Source organism: Virgibacillus kimchii, assembly GCF_055379185.1.
On record NZ_AP043951.1, the window covers coordinates 458,388 to 475,252 of the forward strand.

At 39.7% G+C, this 16,865-nt stretch carries 18 protein-coding genes; 11 read left to right on the top strand and 7 right to left on the bottom strand.

All coding sequences use genetic code 11. From position 1 onward, the window contains the following. Window position 1 precedes the first annotated feature (1 nt). A complete protein-coding gene (lpdA, locus tag ACZ42C_RS02375) occupies window positions 2-1,408 on the top strand; it encodes a dihydrolipoyl dehydrogenase (RefSeq protein WP_461182363.1) in 1,407 nt (468 codons plus the stop codon). A 218-nt stretch (window positions 1,409-1,626) separates the two neighbouring features. On the opposite strand, the gene ACZ42C_RS02380 is transcribed toward lpdA, so the two are convergent. Together ACZ42C_RS02380 and ACZ42C_RS02385 are read right to left on the bottom strand one after the other, a co-directional pair. Further along, window positions 1,627-2,004, bottom strand: coding sequence for a thioredoxin domain-containing protein (locus tag ACZ42C_RS02380; RefSeq protein WP_461182362.1), 378 nt, complete (start codon window positions 2,002-2,004; stop codon window positions 1,627-1,629). A 513-nt stretch (window positions 2,005-2,517) separates the two neighbouring features. Continuing rightward, a complete protein-coding gene (locus ACZ42C_RS02385; RefSeq protein WP_461182361.1) occupies window positions 2,518-4,044 on the bottom strand; it encodes a glycine betaine uptake BCCT transporter in 1,527 nt (508 codons plus the stop codon). A 225-nt stretch (window positions 4,045-4,269) separates the two neighbouring features. Here ACZ42C_RS02385 and ACZ42C_RS02390 point away from each other — a divergent pair, with 225 nt between their 5' ends. The 4 genes from ACZ42C_RS02390 (at window position 4,270) to ACZ42C_RS02405 (ending at window position 6,903) form a co-directional block, all read left to right on the top strand. Next, window positions 4,270-5,136: a polysaccharide deacetylase family protein gene (locus ACZ42C_RS02390; RefSeq protein WP_461182360.1), complete on the top strand. Its 867-nt coding sequence runs from the start codon at window positions 4,270-4,272 to the stop codon at window positions 5,134-5,136. Window positions 5,137-5,420: 284 nt separating this feature from the next. Next, window positions 5,421-5,540: a GapA-binding peptide SR1P gene (locus tag ACZ42C_RS02395; RefSeq protein WP_461182359.1), complete on the top strand. Its 120-nt coding sequence runs from the start codon at window positions 5,421-5,423 to the stop codon at window positions 5,538-5,540. A gap of 124 nt (window positions 5,541-5,664) precedes the next feature. Next, entirely contained in the window at window positions 5,665-6,612 is a 948-nt protein-coding gene (locus ACZ42C_RS02400) for an NAD(P)H-dependent flavin oxidoreductase (RefSeq protein ID WP_461182358.1), read from the top strand. A gap of 21 nt (window positions 6,613-6,633) precedes the next feature. Next, complete coding sequence (locus ACZ42C_RS02405) at window positions 6,634-6,903, top strand: UPF0223 family protein (RefSeq protein ID WP_461182357.1); 270 nt, start codon at window positions 6,634-6,636, stop codon at window positions 6,901-6,903. Between the two features lie 92 nt (window positions 6,904-6,995). Here the strand turns inward: ACZ42C_RS02405 and ACZ42C_RS02410 are convergent, their stop codons facing one another. Beyond that, entirely contained in the window at window positions 6,996-7,616 is a 621-nt protein-coding gene (locus tag ACZ42C_RS02410) for a YktB family protein (protein WP_461182356.1), read from the bottom strand. 214 nt (window positions 7,617-7,830) lie between these two features. Here ACZ42C_RS02410 and ACZ42C_RS02415 point away from each other — a divergent pair, with 214 nt between their 5' ends. Both ACZ42C_RS02415 and ACZ42C_RS02420 read left to right on the top strand, forming a co-directional pair. Next, window positions 7,831-8,028, top strand: a complete 198-nt coding sequence (locus ACZ42C_RS02415) for a hypothetical protein (protein ID WP_461182355.1) — start codon at window positions 7,831-7,833, stop codon at window positions 8,026-8,028. Between the two features lie 96 nt (window positions 8,029-8,124). Continuing rightward, on the top strand, window positions 8,125-8,934 hold the full coding sequence (locus ACZ42C_RS02420; RefSeq protein ID WP_461182354.1) for an inositol monophosphatase family protein: 810 nt from the start codon (window positions 8,125-8,127) through the stop codon (window positions 8,932-8,934). Between the two features lie 14 nt (window positions 8,935-8,948). On the opposite strand, the gene ACZ42C_RS02425 is transcribed toward ACZ42C_RS02420, so the two are convergent. Further along, the gene (locus tag ACZ42C_RS02425; protein WP_461182353.1) at window positions 8,949-9,122 is read right to left on the bottom strand and encodes a DUF5325 family protein; all 174 of its coding nucleotides are present in this window, start codon (window positions 9,120-9,122) and stop codon (window positions 8,949-8,951) included. Between the two features lie 356 nt (window positions 9,123-9,478). On the opposite strand from ACZ42C_RS02425, the gene ACZ42C_RS02430 reads away from it, so the two are divergent. Next, a complete protein-coding gene (locus ACZ42C_RS02430; RefSeq protein WP_461182352.1) occupies window positions 9,479-9,787 on the top strand; it encodes a YlaH-like family protein in 309 nt (102 codons plus the stop codon). A 59-nt stretch (window positions 9,788-9,846) separates the two neighbouring features. Here the strand turns inward: ACZ42C_RS02430 and ACZ42C_RS02435 are convergent, their stop codons facing one another. Then, on the bottom strand, window positions 9,847-10,050 hold the full coding sequence (locus ACZ42C_RS02435) for a YlaI family protein (protein WP_461182351.1): 204 nt from the start codon (window positions 10,048-10,050) through the stop codon (window positions 9,847-9,849). A gap of 160 nt (window positions 10,051-10,210) precedes the next feature. Between ACZ42C_RS02435 and ACZ42C_RS02440 the strand changes: the two genes are divergently transcribed. Further along, window positions 10,211-10,528 carry a hypothetical protein gene (locus tag ACZ42C_RS02440; RefSeq protein WP_461182350.1) on the top strand — a complete coding sequence of 106 codons (318 nt, stop codon included), beginning with the start codon at window positions 10,211-10,213 and terminating at the stop codon, window positions 10,526-10,528. Between the two features lie 93 nt (window positions 10,529-10,621). Here the strand turns inward: ACZ42C_RS02440 and ACZ42C_RS02445 are convergent, their stop codons facing one another. Continuing rightward, window positions 10,622-11,230: a YhcN/YlaJ family sporulation lipoprotein gene (locus ACZ42C_RS02445; RefSeq protein ID WP_461182349.1), complete on the bottom strand. Its 609-nt coding sequence runs from the start codon at window positions 11,228-11,230 to the stop codon at window positions 10,622-10,624. A 193-nt stretch (window positions 11,231-11,423) separates the two neighbouring features. Further along, window positions 11,424-11,909 (bottom strand): hypothetical protein, encoded by a 486-nt coding sequence (locus ACZ42C_RS02450; protein ID WP_461182348.1) that lies wholly within the window; start codon window positions 11,907-11,909, stop codon window positions 11,424-11,426. 230 nt (window positions 11,910-12,139) lie between these two features. Here ACZ42C_RS02450 and ACZ42C_RS02455 point away from each other — a divergent pair, with 230 nt between their 5' ends. Both ACZ42C_RS02455 and pyc read left to right on the top strand, forming a co-directional pair. Next, window positions 12,140-12,421, top strand: a complete 282-nt coding sequence (locus tag ACZ42C_RS02455) for a DUF1507 family protein (protein ID WP_461182347.1) — start codon at window positions 12,140-12,142, stop codon at window positions 12,419-12,421. 862 nt (window positions 12,422-13,283) lie between these two features. Further along, entirely contained in the window at window positions 13,284-16,727 is a 3,444-nt protein-coding gene (gene pyc, locus ACZ42C_RS02460) for a pyruvate carboxylase (RefSeq protein WP_461182346.1), read from the top strand. The last annotated feature ends 138 nt before the right edge of the window (window positions 16,728-16,865 follow it).

The window sequence follows — 16,865 nt, forward strand, 5'->3', positions numbered from 1 at the left end:
TATGGTAGTAGGAGATTTTCCGATTGAGGTAGACACATTAGTTGTAGGGGCAGGTCCGGGTGGCTATGTAGCTGCTATCCGGGCTGCACAGCTGGGACAGAAAGTAACCATCGTGGATAAAGATGCACTTGGCGGTGTTTGCTTAAACGTGGGGTGTATTCCTTCAAAAGCATTGATTGAGGCCGGACACATGGCACAAAAGGCTTTTGGCAATGAAGATCTTGGTATTAAGACAGAGAATGTAACCATTGATTTTGCCAAAGTCCAGGAGTGGAAAGGCGGCATTGTGAACAAGCTGACTTCCGGCGTGGAAGGTCTATTAAAAGGAAATAAGGTGGATATTTTAAACGGCGAAGTTTATTTCGTTGATAAAAATACAGCAAAAGTAATGGATGAAAAAAATTCCCAGACTTATACTTTCAATAACTGTATTGTTGCAACCGGTTCTTCTCCGATTGAAATTCCAAGCTTTAAATTTTCCGATCGGGTACTTGATTCCACCGGGGCACTTAATCTGGAAGAAATTCCGGAAAAAATGGTTGTCATCGGTGGAGGCTATGTAGGTACCGAGTTGGGTACTGCATATGCAAACTTAGGATCGAAAGTGACCATCCTTGAAGGTGCCAAAGACATTCTTGGCGGGTTTGAAAAACAAATGACCCAGGTTGTTAAAAAGCATCTAAAGAAAAAAGATGTTCAAATCGTTACAGAAGCGATGGCCAAAGGTGTGGAAGAAAAAGAAGACGGTGTAACAGTAACGTATGAAGTAAAAGGAAAAGAAGAAACAGTGGATGCGGATTACGTCCTGGTAACAGTGGGCCGCCGTCCGAATACAGAGGATATCGGTCTTGAGCAGGCAGGAGTGGAAATGGACGATAAAGGTTTTGTTAAAATAGATGAACAGTGCCGGACAAGTGTGGACAACATCTACGCGATTGGTGACATTGTTCCTGGCCCTGCCCTTGCACATAAAGCTTCCTATGAAGGGAAAATAGCAGCAGAAGTCATCAGTGGAGAAAAATCTGTCATTGACTATATCGGAATTCCAGCAGTAGCGTTTACAGATCCGGAGCTGGCAATGGTAGGTTATACTGAAAAAGAAGCAAAAGATGCCGGATATAAAGTAAAAGCTTCCAAGTTTCCATTTGCTGCAAACGGAAGAGCACTTTCTTTAAACAGCACTGACGGCTTCTTAAAATTGATTACCCGTGAAGAAGATGGCCTGGTTATTGGCGCACAAATTGCGGGACCAAACGCCAGTGATATGATTGCGGAAGTAGGATTGGCGATTGAAGCAGGAATGACGGCTGAAGATATCGCACTAACGATCCATGCCCACCCTACATTGGGGGAAATTACCATGGAGGCAGCAGAAGTCGCGCTGGGTACGCCAATTCATACGATGTAATAAACGGTAATAAGCTGCCTGAACGGCAGACGAAAAAACCGGTGGGAAAAGAGTTTGTTTTCCCACCGGTTTTTTTCACGCTTGATTAACCAAAGGCTGGGACAAAACTATAAAATCCTGAAGAAAGACACCGGCCGTTCCGTATATTCCCGGAGCCGGGCGAGCAGTTTTTTTTGAATATTTCTCTCAGAAGAAATAGTTATGTCTCAGCCGAAGTGTTATTTATCCATAGTCATTTCCAAATAAGCCAGAATTTCCTTTTTTGAAGTATCTCCTGATAGTTCCTTCACTGTCTGCCCATCTTTTGTGATTAATAATGTAGGATTTTCGTCATGATTGACAAGCATATCTATTTCAGGAATTGGTTTTGCTTCGGATGAAACCTGCTTAAATTCAGAGGGGTATTCTGCTTTTAATTCAATAATGGCATCCAGGTAGATTTCCTCCATTCCAGTGTCTGCATTGTTTCTGAGAAGCATTACATCGTAATCCGTTGGATGAAAGGTAATAACCTCTATTTTTTCTTCGCTATGTTGACATGAGGTGAGAAATAACGTAAATAGAATAAAGTAGCAAACTGAATGTTTAACTATCATCACCGCCTCTTTTTTAACGTGAAAATGTCCATCTGCTAATTGTTATGAAAGTTACACATGAGGAAATAGACAAAGCTTTGATTTTACTGTTACTTTGAAGTTTAGTTTAACAGAAAAAAACGTAAGGAAAGGGAATGTAACTGAACTGTTAAGAAATTGAAAATGCATGATAGTATGCGAAATATAATACACATAAAATCAGCGATATTGTAAAAAAGTTGTATTCTTAAAAATGGAAACTTTACGAAAAGCTCGTCTCACCCTTAATACCTTGCTTTGGAAAACATTTAAACAAATAATTCGTTGAGCCTTCCGAATACACGTAGATCTGATTAGAATAATTTATTTTGTCTGCTTACAAGTGTTCTGTTCCTGAGTGAATATAAGCAACTGAAAGGACATTTGAAGTGATTCTTCCTTGCACCTTGGGGGAAAAGAGACAGTACCGGGTCCTGGGTGACCTATAGACAAATCATGTACCAGCAGTCTAAAAAAGGTTAGACCGGTAATGGCCTAACCTTTTGTTTTATTTTTTTCGATTGCTTCTTTTTCCTGACCAAAAGCTTTCATGAGAGAAATTACAATCAACAGCATAATCATGGCAAAAGGGAATGCTACAATAATCGATGCTGTCTGCAGGGCAATCAGTCCACCTTGCCACAACAGTACGGCAGCTGCACCGGATTGAATAAAACCCCAAACCAATTTGACACTGTTAGGCGGGTAAAGACTTCCACCGGTTGTTTGCATACCAAGAACAAATGTCGCTGAGTCTGCAGAAGTAATGAAAAATGTACTAATGAGAAGGACTGCGATACTTGATACCAATGTGGACAGTGGGAAATATTCCAATAGAGCAAACAATGCAGCTTCCTCTCCTGTTTCTTCGATATGCTGTATGAGATTTGCCCCTTCGAAAAACTCTAAATTTAATGCCGATCCACCAAATACAGAGAACCAAAATGCTCCAAAAATGGCCGGGACCAGTAATACACCTGAGACAAATTCCCTTACTGTTCTGCCTCGGGAAACCCTTGCGATAAATGTACCGACAAATGGTGCCCATGCAATCCACCATGCCCAGTAAAAAATAGTCCACCCATTAATCCAATCTGTATTTGCTTCATCAAATGGCGTCATGCGAAAACTCATACTTGGGAGATTTTGCAGAAATGTTCCAAACGTTGTTGTAAATAAATTCATAATAAAGTTTGTAGGTCCCAGAATGAGTAGAAACATCATTAATAAAAACGCCAAAATTAAATTGGTGTTGCTTAAGTACTTTATTCCCCGGTTTAAACCAGTCATCGAAGAAGTCATGAATAGTACGGTAACGATGGCGATAATAATTAGTTGAAGTGCAACTGTCTGTTCAATATTAAAGACGGAGGAAACACCTCCACTGATTTGAATGGCTCCAAGTCCCAAGGATGTAGCCACTCCGAAAATCGTGGCAAATACTACAATGACATCAACAGCTGTACCCCATCCACCTTTCATATGGTCCCCAAATAATGGCTGTAATGTGGCACTTACCGCCCCTGGAGATTGTTTACGGAATTTGAAATAAGCTAATGCCAGTGCAAGTGTTGCATATGTTGCCCAAGGGTGAAAGCCCCAATGGAAAAAGCTATATTGCATTGCGGTTTTGGCAGCTTCATTCGTTCCCGATTCTCCATAGGGGGGACTATGAAAATGCGATAGAGGTTCTGCAGCTCCCCAAAATACCAAACCAATACCCATTCCTGCACTGAACAGCATGGCAAACCAGGTTAAATAGCTATATTCCGGTTTATCATTCGGCTTTCCAAGCTTGATTTTTCCATATTTCGAAAAAATCAAGTAGATAGCAAATCCTAAAAAAATGGAGGCACTTAATAAGTAAAACCAGCCAAACTGATTAACCAAAAAGCTTTGAATAATTGTAGTTACATTATCCAAATTAGCGTTTGGAAGAACAGTTTCAGGGATAATTCCCCATAGGATAAAAAGAAAAGCAATAATGGCGGAAATATAAAATACAGTGGTTACTTTTTTCATATTCAAATATCCTTTCTTCCTTTTATTAATCTAATCTAGTATGTAGTTAAACATAAGAGAAAATTACTTTCAATAAAGTACTATACATACTGTACCCTATATATTTAAAATCAATCCTCCTCTGTTTGTGATGTGTGTCTACGACAAAAAATAGTTTGAATGAATATGAAAATCATGTAAACTGTAATAAGAAATTACTTTGAATATAGACATCGGGGGATATATATGAAACAAATATGTTACGTTGTTGTATTTTTTACATTGACACTTGTAATATCTGCTTGCGGCAACCCTGCTGAAGAACAGGAGAACGTTCAGGAATCGGAACAGGAAAATAAAGAGGCAGAAGAACAAACTGATGAGCAAACGGAAGGTTCGCAGGAAGCGTGGATTGAAACAGAAACAGATGAAAATGACAATGAACAGGAAGAAACGGGGAGTGAAGGGGAAATAACTGAACAGGCGCCTGAGCCGGAATATACTGTATCCGATACGTGGTCAATTGTCCCGAAAGACGATGCCAATGAAGAAGTGGTATTATTAACGATTGATGACGCACCTGATGGCCATGCATTGGAAATGGCTGAAACGTTATATGAATTGGAAGCAAATGCCATTTTTTTTGTGAATGGTCATTTCTTAAACACACCTGAAGATGAAGAGATTTTAAGAGAAATTTATGATATGGGATTTTATATCGGTAACCATACGTATAATCACCCGTTTTTACCGGACATTTCCGAAGAAGAACAGACGGAGGAAATTCTCGATCTCAGTGACCGGGTCGAAGAGATTATTGGAGAAAGGCCACGGTTTTTTAGAGCACCGAATGGAGCCAATACAGATCATGTGATAGACCTGGTAGAAGAAGAAGGTATGATTTTAATGAACTGGAGCTACGGGTATGATTGGGAAGAGGAATATAGGTCCAGGGAGGCCATAGCCGATATTATGGTTAATGCACCTGAGCTTAATAATGGAGCCAATTTATTAATGCATGACAGGGAATGGACAGCCGAGGCGCTGGAAGACATTGTTCAGGGCCTTCGTGACCAGGGATACGAAATGGTTGATCCGGGTTTAATTGAATAGAATTAAGATAATTAGGAATGGCTTGCTTATACAGCATATGCCTGAACAGAGGAACCAATGAAAAACATAATTTTTTCATTGGTTTTTTCGTTTGCCTATTAATAGTATTCATTGATCCATGGAAATCCAGCCGTTGAATAAAAATATGCTAATGGTTTCAATTAATATATGTTCATAAAAATAACATAAATTAACATTGTGTTATACTAATTTACGCTTGATTTCTTGAATAATACATCATATAATGTAATTAAGATATTCTAAACAAGAAGGAGTTGGCCTGAATGGGGACGATCGTCTGTCAGGATTGTCAAAAGGTTATCGAACATTATAATGAAGAAAAGGTAACTACACTTTACAGTACTTGTCCAACTTGTAACAAAAATAAAAAATCGAATTCATAAGAGCTGCATTTGCAGCTCTTTTTTTGACTTTGATGAATTTTAATTGCCAAAGTGCAACAATTGGAAATAGTAGTTGCGTTAATGATACGATTTAAGTAATAGACAGAGGGGTGGGGGGAGAATAATGAAAACAAGAGTGACAGAATTATTAAAAATTAAACATCCAATTATTCAAGGCGGGCTGGCTTATTTGGCTTATGCTGACCTTGCTGCGGCGGTGTCAAATGCAGGAGGATTGGGACAGATTACAGCAATGAGCTTACCTGATGAAGAAAGATTGCGGGATGAAATACATAAAGTTAAAACACTGACAGATAAACCTTTTGGGGTAAATTTTGCCATTGGCCAGCATGGCAGGCCATTTGAACACATGGTAAAGGTTGCTGTTGAAGAAGAAGTCCCCGTTATTTCCGTGACGGGGGGAAATCCAAAAGGTGTATTGGATATGGTGGAAGGACATAATATAAAAAGATTAGTTTTGGTGGCGGCAAGAAGGCAGGCTGAAAAAGCGGAAGAACTGGGAGCAGATGCCGTGATGGTGGTCGGCCAGGAAGGTGGAGGCCACCTTGGTCGGGGGGATGTAGGCACATTCGTACTTACGCCTCAAGTAGTTGAGGCGGTATCCATTCCCGTCATCGCTTCTGGAGGCATTGTAGATGGAAAGGGATTAATGGCCGCTTTGGCCCTGGGTGCTGAAGGTATCGAAATGGGCACTCGTTTTATTGCCACCAAAGAATGTGTGGATGCACATGAAACATATAAGCAAGCCATATTGGATGCAGATGAAAACGCCACAGTGGTAATTAAACGTACATTGGGGACACCGGCAAGAGCCCTTAAAAACCCGTGGACGGATGAAATATTGCAGCTGGAAAAGTTGGAGCAAGGGTACGATTCCCTTAAAGACCATATCAGCGGAGAAGCAAACAAACGTTATATTTATGATGGTGATGAGAAAAAAGGTTTCGGCTGGGCTGGTCAAGGTGTTGCGGGCATTAAAGACATTCCTTCTGCAAGTGTGCTGATACAAAACATGATGAAACAGGCGGAAGAAATTAGAAATAAATGGTAACAGGCAGGTGGATTTTCACGTATGAATTATTATTATCCCATTGATGAAACTTGGACAACAGAAGAGGTAGTTCATGTGGTGCAGTTTTTGTCGCTAATCGAAAAGGCATATGAAAGCAAAGTGAATCGGGAAGAGGTGATATTGCAATACAAACGTTTTAAGCAGGTGGTTCCTTCAAAAAGTGAAGAAAAGGCTTTGTTGAAACAGTTTGAAAAAGAGTCAGGATACGTCGGTTATCACGTTTTGAAGAAAGCGAAGGAATCGGAGAGTGCATTAATAACCATGAAATAAAATGAAGGGTCATTTGCAGCATATTGCTGCATGACCCTATCATAATATGATTATAATAAAGTAAAACGGCAGCACGGAAATTATTTATTGGTTCAAATCCTGCTTCTTAAGGCCTTTTGATACAAAGGGATCAGGGAATCAATGGTTTCCTTGGCTGTTTTAAGAAATTGATCTCCATCTCTTGTCTTTTCATCATCTGGCAAAAGATGCTGACCGATTAAAAACTCGCATTTTTTCACATCACGAAATCTCTCCACATCTTTCAATTCCAGATCATTCAGGCTGATCGCCCCTTTTTTCATGTGATCAAGAGAGACAACGTAATGATCAGGCAATCCCTTTATTTCTTCAAAGCTGTCGATAAAGGCTTCTGCAATCGATCGTTTATGATCCAATTCATAGATCAGCGCCAGCCAGATAAATACATGGTTATCAAATAAACCTACTTGAAAATGCGGGTGTTTTTTATACCCCCGTTTATTATCTGCAATCGCCAGCCAAGTGTCTTTTGGCGGGTTCACCGTTCTACGGGCATGTTTTGCTATATGCAAAAATACTTCATTTCCGAGTTTAAGTGACAAATGGTCAACGAGTTCATTGCCAATTTCTTTGAATTTAGGCTGAATACGGTTTCTTATTGCATTCATTCTTTCTTCAAGTCCATCAATGGAAAATGTTTCGAAGTCTTTTTGGTCAAAGCCTTGAAATGTCATGAAAACAGTCCTTTCTTACTCATCTTGATATAAATATGATTATTAAGGAAAATAAAATTCAAGTCAAGCAGCGAGTTATATGGCGAAGGATGTTTCAAAAGATTTATATTTGGGAATTGCAACATAAATAGGAAACCATTTGGCGAACATGATTGAACCAAAATAACAACGGAAACATAAATATAATAAAAGGTAATTGAAAGGTTGTGAAAAAATGAAATATGTAATGGAGGCATTGAGACGAAAAGAAGCACAAAAGAAATTACCTGTGATCCGTATGGAAATTGACTATGAACTTGTTACGCTGCACGACGCGTTAAAAGCAAATGATAAAATCCAGATCATAAAAACAAAAGAGCGCTTGGAACAACTTAGGCGGCAATTGCTCGAGATAGAAGGTGGAAATGAATAGACGCTTAATATAATATAGAATTCAAGGGGGATATTTTTAATAATCAATGCGATATTTGGTACACTATAACATAGAGTCATATTCGGAGGATAAATTATGGAAAGAGACATACGGGAAAGTATATATAACCAGGCAAAATCGTGGATCCTTGAGGCGGGAAGGATAATAAGAACCAAAATGAATGATCCACTCATTATTGAAACAAAATCTCATGAGAATGACCTTGTAACAACAATAGACCGGGATACGGAATCGTTTTTTGTTGATAAAATAAAATCTGCCTATCCGCAACATCAGATTTTGAGTGAGGAAGGGTTTGGGGATGAGATTACCAACTTGGATGGAATGGTCTGGATCATTGACCCGATAGATGGAACAATGAATTTTGTCCAGCAGAAGAGAAATTTTGCGATTTCCGTCGGTATATATAAGGACGGTATCGGAGAGATTGGTTTCATTTATGATGTAATGGAAGAAGTGCTGTACAGTGCAAAAAGGAATGAAGGAGCCTATAAGGACGAAGAAAAGCTGGCTTCAAATAAAGAGCAAGTTCCATTAAAGCAAGCAATGCTCGGTTTGAACCATTTATGGCTATGTGAGAATCCCCTGGTGAATGCGGGTACAATGCAGAAGTTGGTAAAGAGAGTCCGGGGTTCCAGGGCATATGGATCAGCAGCATTGGAGATAGCTTATGTGGCTGAAGGCATTTTGGATGGTTATTTAACGATGCGTCTCGCGCCTTGGGATATTGCAGCCGGAAAAATTATTGTCGAGGAAACCGGCGGTGTGATGACCGATCTGGATGGAAGAAAAGTAAATATGTTAAGCAATAACTCGATATTTGTTTGTAATCCGTCGATTCAGAAACCTATATTAGATGATTATATCAGAACCGGAAGAAAGTGACGCTGTTAAAGCAGTCACTTTCTTCTCTTTTTCTTCAAATAAATGCCGTACCCCATGGCACTGGAACCAAGAATAAGGAATATGATGATCAGCCAGACACTTCTAAGTGCAATAGCTAACCCGACTGCTCCGAATGATAAAATAACAAATGATGCCAATAAGAACATAGGGATATCAATTTTTTTCACAGTAACACCTCTGTTTCGGACCCCCGAAGGAATTTCTTTTTTATGCAAAAGTTGGAATAAATAGTCCGCTCCGAAAATATACTATGTTTTCCCGTGGAGCAAACGGAATACCGGGACTGCGCTGCTCGAGATATCAATCCGTTTGATAGAGTCTGCGTATACTGCGGAGCGGATATTGTCTTCTTCCAAAGACAGTATATATTAAAATACAGAGATTGTTAAGCATACGAAAATGATGTTGCCTACTCCCCAATTATTCAATAAAATTTAACACTGGTAGGACTGGCGTCAGACTACAAGTTCTAGTATGATAGTACAAGGGTTTGAAAGGAAAGCTCAATTAATGGGGGAGTAGAATGGATACAAATTTTAGCTTGATTTTTGATTTTTTATTGGACAATTATGGGACGTCCATTAATTTATTTTGGGTTTTTTATGTATTAAACTTCATTTTTGGCATTATTGCGTATAAATTGGGATTTGCCAAAAAGCTCTCTTTTATAAAATCTCTGGTTGTTTATATTTTGTTTGCCATTGGTGTATACGTTATAACGATATTCAGCATTTTTAATTTGCCGATTACCGAAAGCCTGATTATTATTTCCATTGTTTTGGCTATATACAGAATTAGATTGCACAACCAAAGAACAAAAAAGGAATCATGAAAAATATACCAATAAGGCTGTGAAATAAGGGAGGGTCCCATTTTTCACAGCCTTTCTTTTTAGATTAAATCATCGGACTTCTTTTTTACTCTGTATAATTGAAAATTTCCTGTTGCATGTCTTTCCTTGGTTTTTAGTTCAATTCGTTCATGACAATCCTTGCATAAATACATATGCTTTCTCCGGTTTCTTAACCGTTTTGCCTGGAAGGAATTATCATCCAGCTCGTCTGTTTTATCACATAGCGGACATGTTACTTTCATAAGTTCACCCTCTAGCTATAATGGCTTCCATAATCATTATTGCAATATATTAAAGTTTAACATAAAAAGGGCAGGTGAAAGAAGCCTTTCCCATGTTTTATTTAAAAATCTTTGGGGAATATAAATATTGATAAATACAAGGGAAAGGTGGTTTACGTTTATGAGAAAACGTTACATTTTTTCTGCAGTCGGGGCAGCGGGGGCAATCGGTGCTACGGCAGCAGGCTATTACCTTAAAGATAAGGAAAATAGGGAAAAATTAGTGGAACAGGCAAAAACTATGCAAAAAAAATTCACCGAGTTCAGAAATGGGTCCTCGGATTCGACTTTTGAAGATGCCGGCGTACCGGATCAGTCGGGAAATAAGGATTTGGCTCAGCTGGAAAATGCGAAAATGGTCTCTGAAGGTTCACAATTTGGAGTACAATACTATAATGAATATAAGGATGAAAATAAAGAAGCTGAATTACAGCAATAAAAACGGTTTCCGGCTATGTGGCTGGAAACCGTTATTTTTCGGAATAGCAAAGTTTTGCCGGGGAGACTTTATTTAATTCAAGCATGGGTGAAATTAATCTTCCCGATTACTTTGTTGATGGGAATGCTCCTCTTCCAGTTCTTCCATTTTGTCTTCATTTTCCTCTGGAACTACCTGTTTATTTTGATCAGGCTCTTCCGGTGGGTCTTGATTAATTGGAAATTCAGGCATATATCTTCCGACAATGGCTGCGAGTTCATCCACTATTCCACGAACCGGGTGCCCCTGCTGTATTTTGTCTCCCATTCCCCTGATTCTTTCCGTAACATCTGCATCAGCTACAACTACTGCAGTTTTTCCATATGGATCATGATAAAGTGCTTCCTGTACAGAATATTTGATCGTTCCAACTCTTGAACGATCAAGATCCTTATCCACATCTATTCCCACTACTGTGTATGGTCCTGCAACGACGGAGGCAGCATTATTAACTTCAGGCACTTCACTTGCTACATTTGCAAGATGATCTGCAATCTCTCCATTTGTTAATTCCTCCCGTTCAACCGGATCCGAATCCCTTACCTGTATAATACGATCACTCTGATTCTGTTCTTCATTCGCCAATGGCTCTTCATTATTTTGCTGGCACCCTGAAATAAAGAGTATAACTGCAGTCAAGATGGTTAATTGTCGAATCCTCATTTCGCATTCCTCCAAATGGTCGCTTTTAACGAATATGATGTTACTATTATTTTGTATAATTAAAATGAAATTATACAAAATAATTAAAGCTGGAGAAATGGAAGAAAAGTCAAAAAGGGTGGGGAACTTCAATTACTTTAAGAAAGCGAGGGAAGAAGAAAAAATACTTCGACCCCCGCAGGTATATAATCTTTTATTCAACAATGATTTTTGTAATGTTTTTAATAGGTTTATCTTTATTGGAACCGTCCTGAAAATACAAATGAACCGGCCCATCTTCCTTTAATGGTTTCCCATCCTTTGCAAACAGAAAATAACTTTGTCTAAGCTTATCCAGAGAGATGCTGACATTTACTTTGCCCGTGACCAGTGTAACACTCTTTGCCTCCGGTTTCACTTCGGCATTTTCAAGAAAATCATTGAGTGGAATGACATAGGTGCTTTTCAGTATTTTCTCCCTTTCAAACTTCTTAATGCTTCTGTTTACCGGAGGTTTGGCCGATTGATGATATACTTCACGATTAAACCTTTCCGAAGCATTTTCCAGCTCATCGTTTTCCTTTTCTTTTTCACTATGATTAAAAGCCTGATCAAATTCAATTTTTCGATCATCAAAAATCCACACCGTTGGATCTAATGTAATTGGATATGTAACATTGCCTGTAATTGGCACAATCATTTACTCCACCCCTTATAAATTTATCTTTATTAAGAATAGCAGACATACTTCAGTGAAGAAAGCATAAATGTTTCTCAACCTGATCAGCAGGCAATTAAACAAGTGATGGGTAATTCTGTAACCTATTCCGATTATCTGCATCTCCTTAAATTTGTGATTTTATTTGCATTTTTTTTAAACAGACGATAATATATTATAGAAGATAGCTTTTTAATGGAGGGATCATATTGATGCCGGAGGCGACTATGACTTATCGTGAAAAAGCCTATGCCCTTCTAAAGGCTGATGCTGAAAAAATTTTACGGTTGATAGAAGTTCAAATAGATAATCTGACAATGCCGCAGTGCCCTTTATATGAGGAGGTCCTTGATACGCAAATGTATGGACTTTCAAAGGAAATTGACTTTGCAGTACGTTTGGACTTGATCAGTGAAGACGAAGGAAAAGCATTGCTTGAAAATTTGGAAAAGCAGCTGAATATTCTACATGAAGCCGCTCAAAATACAGTATAACCTTTGGGTGAGTACTTTATTGCAACTGTCGGCAAAAACTTTGCTTGCATCGATTATGGCAAAGTTTTTTTGTTTATGTACATATAGGTTGAAGCTAGAAATATATATCGGCAAATTAACAGGTATTGTCCTCTGGTGTACGAGCACCAACCCTTCAAGAGCCGGCTGATGCAGGTGAGAATGTATGACAATTTTAAAACTTCACCACAAAAAATGCCACACTAATACATTAATGTGTTATACTAATATAAATCTTTTTTCATCTGGAGCTGGCACAGAGAAAAAAGATGGATTGGCAAGGAGTTGGAGAACGCGTTAGAAAGGGAATGGAAGTATATTTTTCCTCTGCAGGTAATACAGTTGTTTTACAATACATGCCGGGTTTGTTTTAGCGGCTTTTCCTCGTGTGAATATTATCGAAATCTTACAAAAATGAACGTTTTAATTGGCAAATTATGATTAGTTGGTGTATTGTTATTCGAAACTGCGGTAATAAGACAATATGCTGGTTTGTGGATCCGTAATTCTGCACGAATCGCCCTGCTTGTTGCCGGTGGACCGAATATGAAACCCCAATGTAGGATGCCTGCCGGTCCCCGGACGAAGACAGGCTTTATTTAACAGATTCATTTTCTTCTATTGCCCTGTGATAAACAGTGTCGGCTTTTTAGATCAAAGTATTATCGTAGTTCTGGGTCCTTCACTCATCCGGGTGTGGAAAGCTGGGAGGATGCAAAGGGAATTTTGGAAGGTTGCCTTCCATGGGAATGCTTAATAATGTTGAAATTAGATGTTAGAAATATAAACCCGGCGAATAAACCAAATTTTGAATAGAATTCTATGCACAATCAGGAGGGAGAACATGACAGAAACAAAAAAGATAGAAAAAGTACTGGTAGCAAATAGAGGAGAAATTGCAATACGTGTATTCCGAGCATGTACAGAACTGAATATTAGAACAGTTGCCATTTATTCCAGAGAGGATTCCGGTTCTTATCACCGCTATAAAGCGGATGAAGCGTACCTGGTCGGTGAAGGAATGAAGCCGATTGAAGCATACTTGGACATCGAAGGCATTATTAAGCTTGCCAAAAATGTAGGAGTGGATGCGATTCACCCGGGTTATGGTTTCTTGTCCGAAAATATTGAATTTGCCAGGCGTTGTGAAGAAGAAGGTATCATCTTTATTGGTCCGACAAGTGAACACTTAAATATGTTTGGGGACAAGGTGAAGGCAAGAACGCAGGCTGTAAACGCAGGACTGCCCGTAATACCCGGCACTGACGGACCGGTTTCTTCCGTGGAAGAAGTACAGGCATTTGGTGAAAAATATGGGTATCCGATAATTATCAAAGCTTCCCTGGGCGGAGGCGGACGCGGAATGCGAATTGTCCGAAGCCAAAACAACCTGGCTGACGCGTTTGAAAGGGCTAAGTCAGAGGCAAAAGCAGCTTTTGGCAACGATGAGATTTATGTGGAGAAATTAATCGAAAACCCGAAGCATATTGAAGTGCAGATTATCGGTGATGCACATGACAATGTTATTCACTTGTATGAGCGGGACTGTTCAGTACAGCGAAGGCATCAAAAAGTCGTAGAGGTGGCCCCAAGTCTATCTTTATCGGAGGACCTCCGATCGGAAATCTGTGAAGCGGCCGTAAAGCTGATGGAAAATGTGAAGTACATTAATGCAGGTACTGTTGAATTCTTAGTAACTGAAGATGAATATTATTTTATCGAAGTAAACCCGCGTGTCCAAGTGGAACATACCATCACGGAAATGGTCACCGGGGTGGATATTGTCCAGACACAAATTAAAGTGGCACAAGGTGAGGATTTGCACAGCAATTCAGTAGGCATCCCTCAACAGGATGAAATAAACGTAAGTGGATACGCCATCCAATCCCGTGTAACAACGGAAGATCCACTAAATAACTTTATGCCGGATACCGGTAAAATCATGGCGTATCGTACTGGTGGCGGTTTTGGTGTGCGGCTGGATGCAGGTAATGGTTATCAGGGTGCAGTAATATCCCCGCATTACGATTCACTGCTTGTAAAAGTTTCCACCTGGGCACTGACTTTTGAACAGGCAGCTCATAAGATGGTCAGAAACTTGAAGGAGTTCAGAATACGCGGGATTAAGACAAATATCCCGTTTCTGGAAAATGTCATTTTGCATAAACAGTTCCTGCAAGGTACGTATAACACTACATTTATTGACCAGACTCCGGAATTATTCGTGTTTCCAAAGCGAAAAGACCGGGGAACGAAAATGCTGACCTATATCGGCGAGACCACGATTAACGGCGGGGAAGGCATGCCAAGAAAAGAAAAACCGACTTTTCCAAAATTACAGGTACCCAATGTAGACCTTTTGGAAGATATTCCGGCTGGAACGAAACAAATTTTGGAGGAAAGAGGGCCCGATGGTCTTGCTAAATGGCTGAAGGAACAGAAAGAAGTCCTGTTGACGGATACAACATTCCGCGATGCGCATCAGTCACTATTGGCAACAAGAATCAGGACTAAGGATTTAGAACGGATTGCCGGACCTACTGCAAGAATGCTTCCAAATTTATTTTCCGTGGAGATGTGGGGAGGAGCCACGTTCGATGTAGCATATCGATTCTTAAAGGAAGATCCGTGGGATCGATTATTGAATTTGCGTGAGAAAATGCCGAACCTCCTGTTACAAATGCTATTGCGGGCAAGTAATGCGGTAGGGTATAAAAACTACCCTGATAATGTAATCAAAGAATTTGTCGACAAAAGTGCAAGTGCAGGAATTGATGTTTTCCGGATATTTGACAGTTTAAATTGGCTTGAAGGCATGCAGCTGGCAATAGAAGAAGTGAGAAAAGCAGAAAAAATTGCAGAAGCATCCATTTGTTATACGGGAGATATACTGGATAAAGGACGCTCCAAATATGACCTGGATTACTACTTGAAGATGGCAAAGGAATTGGAGAAAGCCGGAGCACATATTCTTGGAATTAAAGATATGGCAGGTTTACTGAAACCTGAAGCAGCGTATCAGTTAATTTCCGCTTTAAAGGATGAGGTCGATCTCCCTATCCACCTGCATACCCATGATACAAGCGGTAACGGCACGTTCCTTTATGCCAGAGCCATCGATGCCGGGGTGGATGTAGTTGACGTGGCCGCAGCACCGCTGGCAGGATTAACATCACAACCAGCTGCACAAACGCTATATCATGCGCTTGAGGGGACCGGACGTCAGCCTAAAGTAGATATAGATGCCTATGAAGAATTGTCCCATTATTGGGAAGGCATCAGGGAATATTACCAGGACTTCGAAAGTGGTATGAAAGCCCCGCATACGGAAATCTATCAACATGAAATGCCGGGCGGCCAGTATAGTAATTTGAAGCAGCAGGCAAAAGCCGTAGGGCTTGAAAATCGCTGGAATGAAGTGAAGTCAATGTTCAGAAGAGTTAATGACATGTTCGGTGATGTAGTAAAAGTTACCCCGTCTTCAAAGGTTGTAGGTGATATGACCTTATTTATGGTGCAAAATAACTTTACAGAAGATGACATTTACGAACGTGGAGAATCCATTGACTTTCCTGATTCTGTCATTGAATTTGCACAAGGGTATATAGGCCAGCCTTATCAAGGATTCCCGCAGGAGTTGCAGCGCATTATACTGAAAGGAAAAGAGCCAATCAGAGTAAGGCCCGGAGAATTGCTTGAACCTGTAGATTTTACACAATTAAAAGAATCCCTGTTCAAGACGCTGGATCGCCAGGTAACAAGTTTTGATATGGTCTCTCATGCGCTATATCCAAAAGTTTTCATGGATTACCAGAAGTTTCATGAGACTTATGGGGATGTTTCGGTATTGGATACCCCTACCTTCTTCTATGGTATGAAGCTTGGTGAAGAGATCGAGGTGGAAATTGAGCAGGGGAAAACACTGATTGTTAAGCTCATATCGATATCCGAAGCACAGCCGGATGGGACGAGAGTTGTTTACTTTGAATTAAACGGACAATCACGTGAAGTTGTTATTAAAGACGATAGTATTAAATCAGAATTAGTAACCAGACCAAAAGTGGACAAAACAAATGAGAAACATATTGGAGCAACCATGCCGGGAACTGTCATTGATGTAATTTCAGCAAAAGGGGACAAAGTAAGCAAAGGAGACCACATCCTGATTACTGAAGCAATGAAGATGGAAACAACTGTACAAGCACCTTTTAGCGGTGTTATTAAAGATATACATGTTTCCAGTGGTGATTCAATCATGGTTGATGACTTGCTTATAGAATTTGAATAAAAACATATAACAAAAGCAATGTATAACAACCTATAAACTGACGATGTGAGAACTATTTCGCAGGTTTCCAATGCCCATCGGGACATAAAGGACTATGAGAAGCCGTAACATAAACGAGATTAAAAAAAGCGCAAATTG

Excerpts from the sequence above, each read along its gene's own strand:
- lpdA (WP_461182363.1), top strand. The coding sequence starts at position 2 with ATGGTAGTAGGAGATTTTCCGATTGAGGTAGACACATTAGTTGTAGGG.
- ACZ42C_RS02380 (WP_461182362.1), bottom strand. The coding sequence starts at position 2,004 with ATGATAGTTAAACATTCAGTTTGCTACTTTATTCTATTTACGTTATTT.
- ACZ42C_RS02385 (WP_461182361.1), bottom strand. The coding sequence starts at position 4,044 with ATGAAAAAAGTAACCACTGTATTTTATATTTCCGCCATTATTGCTTTT.
- ACZ42C_RS02390 (WP_461182360.1), top strand. The coding sequence starts at position 4,270 with ATGAAACAAATATGTTACGTTGTTGTATTTTTTACATTGACACTTGTA.
- ACZ42C_RS02395 (WP_461182359.1), top strand. The coding sequence starts at position 5,421 with ATGGGGACGATCGTCTGTCAGGATTGTCAAAAGGTTATCGAACATTAT.
- ACZ42C_RS02400 (WP_461182358.1), top strand. The coding sequence starts at position 5,665 with ATGAAAACAAGAGTGACAGAATTATTAAAAATTAAACATCCAATTATT.
- ACZ42C_RS02405 (WP_461182357.1), top strand. The coding sequence starts at position 6,634 with ATGAATTATTATTATCCCATTGATGAAACTTGGACAACAGAAGAGGTA.
- ACZ42C_RS02410 (WP_461182356.1), bottom strand. The coding sequence starts at position 7,616 with ATGACATTTCAAGGCTTTGACCAAAAAGACTTCGAAACATTTTCCATT.
- ACZ42C_RS02415 (WP_461182355.1), top strand. The coding sequence starts at position 7,831 with ATGAAATATGTAATGGAGGCATTGAGACGAAAAGAAGCACAAAAGAAA.
- ACZ42C_RS02420 (WP_461182354.1), top strand. The coding sequence starts at position 8,125 with ATGGAAAGAGACATACGGGAAAGTATATATAACCAGGCAAAATCGTGG.
- ACZ42C_RS02430 (WP_461182352.1), top strand. The coding sequence starts at position 9,479 with ATGGATACAAATTTTAGCTTGATTTTTGATTTTTTATTGGACAATTAT.
- ACZ42C_RS02435 (WP_461182351.1), bottom strand. The coding sequence starts at position 10,050 with ATGAAAGTAACATGTCCGCTATGTGATAAAACAGACGAGCTGGATGAT.
- ACZ42C_RS02440 (WP_461182350.1), top strand. The coding sequence starts at position 10,211 with ATGAGAAAACGTTACATTTTTTCTGCAGTCGGGGCAGCGGGGGCAATC.
- ACZ42C_RS02445 (WP_461182349.1), bottom strand. The coding sequence starts at position 11,230 with ATGAGGATTCGACAATTAACCATCTTGACTGCAGTTATACTCTTTATT.
- ACZ42C_RS02450 (WP_461182348.1), bottom strand. The coding sequence starts at position 11,909 with ATGATTGTGCCAATTACAGGCAATGTTACATATCCAATTACATTAGAT.
- ACZ42C_RS02455 (WP_461182347.1), top strand. The coding sequence starts at position 12,140 with ATGCCGGAGGCGACTATGACTTATCGTGAAAAAGCCTATGCCCTTCTA.
- pyc (WP_461182346.1), top strand. The coding sequence starts at position 13,284 with ATGACAGAAACAAAAAAGATAGAAAAAGTACTGGTAGCAAATAGAGGA.